We start from the raw sequence: 4,755 nt of genomic DNA, 5'->3' as shown, positions 1-4,755 counted from the left end.
CATAGGGATGGGGCATGACGCTCCTCCTTTCACACGCCCGGCATCCGCATCAACGGGCAGAAAGAAGGATCGACGCTGGAAGCGCAGCTCTTCGGCAAGTGGGCGCTGCCCTTCCCGCGGACCGGATGCGTCTTGCACGCAGGACAGAAGCTAGCGGGAGGGGCCGAGGGCCGCAAGCGGGGCTTGAGACCTTGGTCCCACAGGGGGCATCCTACGCGCATTGCAGGATATGCGGCCGTCCGTGGGAGTCCGGCCGACAATCATTTCAGGGAGGGATTCATGGCGACCTTCATCGGCACCAGCGGCGACGACGTGTTCGCCGGCACCCCGGACAATGACAGTGCGAGCGGGCTGGGCGGGAACGACACCCTGTCCGGAGCGGCTGGAAACGACACGCTGAACGGAGGAGATGGGGCGGACACGCTGAACGGCGGGACCGGAGCGGATGTTCTGATCGGCGGCGCCGGCATCGACACCATCGTCTATGGCGGCGCGGCAGGCGTGACGGTGGTGATCGGCGACGTCGCCTATGGCGGAGAAGCGGAAGGCGACACCGTCGCCGGCGATATCGAGAACATCACCGGCACAGCCGGCAATGACAGCCTCACGGGATCAACCGCGGACAATCTCCTGACCGGCGGCAATGGCGACGACATTCTGACCGGCCTGGGCGGCCACGATACCCTCACCGGCGGTGCCGGCAATGACACCCTCATTGCCACAGACGACAACCTTGCCGTGCTGAATGGCGGCGACGGCTTCGACACCGCGGTCTTCAACGGCACGGTGGGCGTCTATATCACGCATGGCGTCGACCTGGACCTGAACAGCATCGAGGGCATCGTCGGGACCGACGGCAACGACTTCATCAACGCGGCAACCCTCTATCTGACCGCCGGTGTCCAGTACCAGGGGCGCGGCGGGAGTGACCAGCTCGGCGGGACGAGCTTCGGGGACACGCTTGAGGGGGGCACCGGCGACGATATCCTGGCCGGACGCGAGGGCAATGACCAAGTTTCGGGCGGCGACGGCAACGACATCGTTTCCGGGGGCGCCGGCGCCGACCAGCTGAGCGGTGGCGCCGGCGTGGATCGGCTCGACTATGGCGGCAATTCCCTCGCCGGCGTCGGCGTGCACATCGACCTCGCGGCGCAGACCGCGTCGGGAGGCGATGCGGAGGGGGACACGTTCACCGCGGACTTCGAGAACGTCACAGCCTCGCGCTACGACGACCAGGTGACGGGGAACGCACTCGACAGTGTCCTCGACGGCTTTACCAACAATGACGTGCTGAATGGCGGGCTGGGCAACGACACGCTGGTCGGGGGCTATGGCGACGACGTGCTCAACGGCGGGGCCGGGGCGGACATCCTGTATGGCGGGATGGATTACGACACCGTGGTCTATGGCGGCGCGATCGGCGTGACTGTCGCGATCGGCGGTGTCGGCCATGGCGGCGAAGCCGAGGGCGATCACATCATGGCCGATGTCGAGAATATCCAGGGCACGGACGCCAATGACTCCCTGACCGGGTCGGCATCCAAAAATGTCCTGACGGGCGGCAGCGGCAATGATGTTCTCCTCGGCCTCGCGGGAGACGATACGCTCGACGGCGGCGTCGGCAATGACGACCTTCGAGGCCATGAAGGAGCGGATACTCTGCGCGGTGGGGCCGGCAACGATTCGATCGAGGGCGGCCTGGGCGGCGACACGCTCGACGGCGGCGACGGCATCGACACGCTGTACTACACCAACAGTACCGCCGGGGTGCGGATCGACCTGGTGCTCGGCATCGGGCTCGGCGCCGGCAGCGATGCCGTGGGCGACGTCTTCACCGGCTTCGAAAACGTGCTCGGCTCGGCCCTGGCCGACACGCTGCAGGGCGATGGCGGCGCCAACACCCTGCGCGGGCTCGGCGGCGACGACAACCTTCAGGGCCGGACCGGGGACGATATCCTGACCGGAGATGCCGGCAACGATGTCCTCACCGGCGGCGCCGGGGCGGACCGGCTGGATGGCGGGGCGGGCATCGACACCGCCTACTACTCGAACAGCACGGCCGGCGTGACCATCGATCTCCTGCCCGGGGTGCAGGCCAGCGGCGGCGAGGCCGAGGGCGACGTGCTGGTGGCGGTGGAGAACATCGTCGGCTCGACCCTGGCCGACACGCTGTCGGGCGATGCCGGCGCCAACGCCCTGCGCGGCCTTGACGGCAACGACGTGCTCACCGGGCGCGGCGGCGCCGACACGCTGGTCGGCGATGCCGGGGCGGACCGCTTCGTCTACACCGCGATCGGCGACAGCTGCCTCGGCGCCAATGCCGACCGGATCGCCGATTTCAGCCAGGCCCAGGGGGACCGGATCGACCTCTCCGGCATCGACGCGAACACCACGGCAGCCGGCAACCAGGCCTTCACCTTCATCGGCTCCGCCGCCTTCGGCCACCATGCCGGCGAGCTGCGGGCGGAGGTCGTCGGCGGCACCACCGTGGTCAGCGGCGACGTCAACGGCGACGGCACCGCCGATTTCAGCATCGGCCTGACCGGGGCGATCACCCTGGCGGCCGGCGACTTCGTGCTCTAGGTCGCGGCGTGATCTCCCGGCTGCCGACAGCCGGGAGATCCTGGCCCCGAGCGGCGCCTAGCCGTTTCCGATGAAGGTCGAGAGCAGCCGGTTCACCTCGGCCGCTTCCTCCATATGGACCATGTGGCCCTTGCCGGCGAAGCGGTATACGGCAACCGATTCCGGCAGCCCGTCGGCATGGACGGCCGGCACGATGGCATCGGCCGTGCCCCAGATCACCTGGACCGGCACCTTGGCCGAGGCGAGGCGATCGCGCATCACCATGGCCTGGCGGCCGCCGGGGAAGATGGCGCCGGCGATCGTCCGCAGTGCCGCCTCGACCCCGTCCAGGCGCTTGTACTTCAGCACGTCCTCGACCAGGTCGCGGGTGACCAGCTCGGGATCGGTGAACAGCGCCTCAAGATAGGGCTTCAGGTCCTTGCGCTTCTGCGCGCCGATGAAGCCTTCGATATAGCCGGCGTTCACTTCCGCCCCGAGCCCGGCGGAGGAGATCAGCGTCGCCGACGCCACCCGGTCCGGCGCGTCCAGCGCCGTGGCCAGGGCGACGGCGCCGCCCATGGAATGGCCGACCAGATGCGCCTTGGCGATGCCGGCGGCGTCGAGATAGGCCAGCACCGCCCGGGAGAACGTCGCGATGTCGCCGGCCCCGACATCCTTGCCGGATCCGCCATGGCCCGGCAGGTCGATGGCATGGACCGGGCGGCCGGTCAGCGCCGGCTGGGTGAACAGCCAGTTGTTGAGGTCGCCGCCGAAGCCGTGGATCAGCAGCACCGGCGTGCCGTCACCCTCCCCCGTCACCAGCACCCGGACCGGACGGCCGCCGGCCTGGATCACCTTGGGCTCGGGCGGCGGGGCGGCGCTCTCCGCCGCGGCCGCCGCCTCGGCCTGGAAGGCGGCGATGAAGCGGTCGAGCTCCGACTCGTCCACCTCGCCCTCGACCACCACGCCGAGCAGGGCGCCGACCGGCAGGGTCTGGCCCTCTTCCGCCACCCGCCGGCGCAGCGTGCCGGCGACCGACGATTCCAGCGCGTTGGTGATCTTGCTGGTCTCGATGTCGACGATCTCGGTGCCCGGCTCGATCCGCGCCCCCTCCTCCGCCGTCCAGGCGGCGAGCATGCCTTCGGTCATCGCCAGGCCCCATTTCGGCATGGTGATCGGGTGGATCGTGCCCGTCATTCCGCGGCCTCCCGCCGGTGCGGCGCGCCCATTACCGTGCGCACCGCCGCCGCCACCTTGTCGGCGTTGGGGATGTACAGATCCTCCAGCCCCGCCGCAAACGGCACCGGCACATGCGGCGGCGACACCATCTTGATCGGTGCCTTCAAGGCACCGAAGGCCTGGTCCACGACCTGGGCCGAGATGTCGGTGGCCATGTTGCAGCGCGGGCTGGCCTCGTCCACCACCACCAGCCGTCCGGTCTCCTCCACGCTCTCCAGGATCGTGTCCATGTCGAGCGGGGAGGTCGTGCGCGGGTCGATGATGGTGCAGTCGACGCCCTCCTTCGCCAGGGCGTCGGCGGCAGCCTTGGCCATCTGCACCATGCGGCCGATGGCGACGATGGTGACGTCCTCGCCCTCGCGCACCAGGTTCGCCTCGCCGAAGGGGATGGTGTAGGGCTCGTCCGGCACCTCCTCCTCCATGTCGTACAGCACCTTGTGCTCGAAGAAGATCACCGGGTCGTCGTCGCGGATCGCCTGGATCAGCAGGCCCTTCGCCTCATAGGGCGAGGACGGGATGACGCATTTCAGCCCGGGGATGTGGGTGAACACCGGGTACAGGCATTGGCTGTGCTGGGCCGCAGCGCGGAAGCCGGCGCCGTACATGGTGCGGATGGTCAGCGGCGTCACCGCCTTGCCGCCGAACATGTAGCGGAACTTGGCGGCCTGGTTGAAGATCTGGTCGAAGCAGACGCCCATGAAGTCGACGAACATCAGCTCGGCGACGGGGCGCAGCCCGCTGGCGGCCGCGCCGGCGGCGGCGCCGATGAAGGCGCTCTCGGTGATCGGCGTGTCCAGCACCCGATTGGGCCCGAACTCCTTGTACAGGCCCTTGGTGACGCCCAGCGGCCCGCCCCAGGCATCCTGCTCGCCCGGCGCGCCGGAGCCGCCGGAGACGTCCTCGCCCATCAGGATCACGCGCGGGTCGCGCCGCATCTCCTGCGCCAGCGCCTCG

General features: G+C 69.3%; 3 protein-coding genes. 1 reads left to right on the top strand and 2 read right to left on the bottom strand.

Features of this window, described 5'->3' with window-relative positions; translation table 11 throughout:
- Positions 1 to 279 precede the first annotated feature (279 nt).
- Positions 280 to 2,583, top strand: coding sequence for a calcium-binding protein (locus ABDW35_RS32475; RefSeq protein WP_343717986.1), 2,304 nt, complete (start codon positions 280 to 282; stop codon positions 2,581 to 2,583).
- A gap of 57 nt (positions 2,584 to 2,640) precedes the next feature.
- On the opposite strand, the gene ABDW35_RS32470 is transcribed toward ABDW35_RS32475, so the two are convergent.
- Entirely contained in the window at positions 2,641 to 3,759 is a 1,119-nt protein-coding gene (locus ABDW35_RS32470) for an acetoin dehydrogenase dihydrolipoyllysine-residue acetyltransferase subunit (protein ID WP_343717985.1), read from the bottom strand.
- A partial coding sequence (locus ABDW35_RS32465; RefSeq protein WP_343717984.1) for an alpha-ketoacid dehydrogenase subunit beta occupies positions 3,756 to 4,755 on the bottom strand: 1,000 nt, incomplete at its 5' end. The genes ABDW35_RS32465 and ABDW35_RS32470, both read right to left, overlap by 4 nt.

This window comes from Inquilinus sp., assembly GCF_039594555.1.
Taxonomy (GTDB): Bacteria; Pseudomonadota; Alphaproteobacteria; order DSM-16000; family Inquilinaceae; genus Inquilinus.
Note: the sequence above shows the minus strand (reverse complement) of the source record. Positions and strands in the feature narration are given on the sequence as shown.